The sequence below is a fragment of the Aliterella sp. E5.1 genome (genome assembly GCF_057473825.1).
The window spans coordinates 1-1699 of sequence record NZ_JBYCCV010000294.1; the positions used below are offsets into that span (position 1 = coordinate 1).

Genomic DNA, 1699 nt, shown 5'->3' on the forward strand with positions numbered 1-1699 from the left:
CAACGCTGCGAAAGGAAGCGACTCGGACCTGCCCTCCCTGCAAGCCCCTGGCAAGGTTGGCAGTTTTTGCCATCTCTTCTAGTAACCCCAGAACCTGGTGGGCCTGAGTAATTAGCTGCTCACCCACAGGGGTTAAATGAGCTCCCTGACGGCCTCGGGTAAATAGCACTACTCCTAATTCTGCTTCTAGACTAGCGATCGCGTGACTAACAGCCGATTGGGAAACGCCCAACGTCAGGGCCGCCTCACTAAAGTTACCGTGCTCTGCCACTGCCACCAGCGATCGCAGTTGAGATATCTTCATCTTCTATAACAGTGAGGGTAAAAAAATCCTCAGTGGGCCGATAAGTCTCATGCTATCGGAGACAAGGACCTTTACAAGCTATGGCAGTGAGCACAAAGCAGAGAATATTGTCTTGCGTAAAATCCCCTGAGCTTCTGTTGCATCGTGAAACCACTTGGGAGCCGGAATCTTTTGCCCACTCCTGAGTACGGCTGAGTCTATCAGGCTGGCTGAGGGCATTTGCTAGTTACTTCTACTAATCTAAGCCATGCTTCCGCTGAACTGGGTCTTCAAGCATCTGTTGAGTTACGTCTAGAATGGCTGAATGAGATTTTGTGACCTTTTGGGCAATTTCCTCTTCTTCTATTTGTGGAGAAGCTTTTTTGGGGCGTCCTCCCTTTGCGCCATTCTTACGAGACGATTCTGCTTTAGCGATAGAGGTTTTTCGTCCTCCTTGTCTTCCTAGCTCAGCCATCCATTCTTTGGTTCCAAAAATATTGGCGACCAATCCAGGAATACTGAAATCGAGGTCTAAGCTTTCCCAGCGAATACTTCTCCCACCAGGGGTAATAAAAAAGTCATTGATTTGCTCTGGAGACGCACCCACTAGCCCTTGAACAAGATGAGGAGGGAAGCTTGAAATAGCGCCGTTCCTTAGCTTGATAATGATTCGATTATCCAACCTGTCGTAGTGCACTGCTTCGGCGCACGGCTCAGTAACGTCAGCATTTTTTCCTGCCTCTGTTGCTGTTTCTATTTGTTTCTTCAGGTTTTCTTGCGTTAGTTGTTCGAGATTCCACTTTTTAGCCACCATGTATCTCCTTCCATTTCTCTAAAAGCATGTCTTGATTCTCCGCAACAAGGTGTAGTGCCTGAATCGCAACCTTTCCTTTCATGTTGTAGATCTGCACGAATGAAGGAGGTGCTTCGTTAGTGCCAATATTGATTTTTGCCTCGCATTCGTTGGAGCTGCTCCTCCTACCGCTAAAAACATGGACATGGGCAGGGTCATGGTCATTGGTGTAGATATAGATGTAAAGGTTTTTCTTGGAATCTTTTAATACTTCCATTACTTGCCCGATTATATCCCATTAAAACCTATCGCTTAGGTTTTATCAACGTAAAGTTAATCCGCTCGTTTGGCAACTGCTCTACCCTTTTCTCAACCTAGTAGCAGCCTATAAGTAAGGCCGTTCATGGTGCTGATCTAGCAGTGTGAGGATTGTTGCAGCAAGTCAGGGTAGTGCTGCTATCTATTAATTCTATTCATAGAACCCATCCAAGCTATGGTTTGATTCTCGTTGGCAGGGTTTATAGAGTCAAGGAGTGAGGGTGATGTTGAAGTTCTGAGAATTTTTGCCCATCTTGTCAAAAGTTCTGATGGGCAATATCCTCCCCTAGCCTTTCTACGAGGTC

3 protein-coding genes are annotated in these 1699 nt (G+C 46.4%); all 3 read right to left on the reverse strand.

Going from position 1 to position 1699, the window contains the following annotated elements:
- Positions 1-304: LysR family transcriptional regulator (locus AC2VE5_RS26465; protein ID WP_486890524.1), on the reverse strand; the 304-nt coding region annotated here is incomplete at its 3' end.
- A gap of 235 nt (positions 305-539) precedes the next feature.
- Positions 540-1097: a DUF2442 domain-containing protein gene (locus tag AC2VE5_RS26470; RefSeq protein ID WP_486890525.1), complete on the reverse strand. Its 558-nt coding sequence runs from the start codon at positions 1095-1097 to the stop codon at positions 540-542.
- The gene (locus AC2VE5_RS26475) at positions 1087-1353 is read right to left on the reverse strand and encodes a DUF4160 domain-containing protein (RefSeq protein ID WP_486890526.1); all 267 of its coding nucleotides are present in this window, start codon (positions 1351-1353) and stop codon (positions 1087-1089) included. Before AC2VE5_RS26475 ends, AC2VE5_RS26470 begins: the two co-directional genes overlap by 11 nt.
- Between the last annotated feature and the right edge of the window lie 346 nt (positions 1354-1699).

Coding starts and splice junctions, on each gene's coding strand:
- AC2VE5_RS26470 (WP_486890525.1), bottom strand. CDS start 1,097: ATGGTGGCTAAAAAGTGGAATCTCGAACAACTAACGCAAGAAAACCTG.
- AC2VE5_RS26475 (WP_486890526.1), bottom strand. CDS start 1,353: ATGGAAGTATTAAAAGATTCCAAGAAAAACCTTTACATCTATATCTAC.